Raw genomic sequence first — 398 nt, forward strand, 5'->3', positions numbered from 1 at the left:
ACATTTCCATTTACATCGGTTACTGTTAAGGTAATCGTATTCGGACCTACATCTGCACAGGTGAATGTTGATTTGTCAATTGTCGTGGTTGCGATTCCACAGGCATCGGTGCTTCCAGCGTCAATATCGCCAACGGTGATGCTGGCGTTTCCGGTGGCATCTAATTGAATCGTAAACGGTGCGGCACAGTTTGCTACTGGCGCTACATTGTCTTCAACGGTTACAACTGTTGTACAGGTTGACACGTTTCCGTTTACATCGGTTACGGTCAAGGTAATCGTGTTTGGACCTACATCTGCACAGGTGAATGTTGACTTGTCAATTGTCGTGGTTGCGATTCCGCAGGCATCGGTGCTTCCAGCGTCAATATCGCCAACGGTGATGCTGGCGTTTCCGGT

General features: G+C 48.5%; 1 pseudogene. It reads right to left on the reverse strand.

The window, feature by feature from the left end:
- A pseudogene (locus K8089_RS16380) lies at nt 1–398 on the reverse strand (hypothetical protein); the annotation flags it as partial.

Source organism: Aequorivita vitellina (assembly GCF_022008365.1).
GTDB lineage: Bacteria > Bacteroidota > Bacteroidia > Flavobacteriales > Flavobacteriaceae > Aequorivita > Aequorivita vitellina.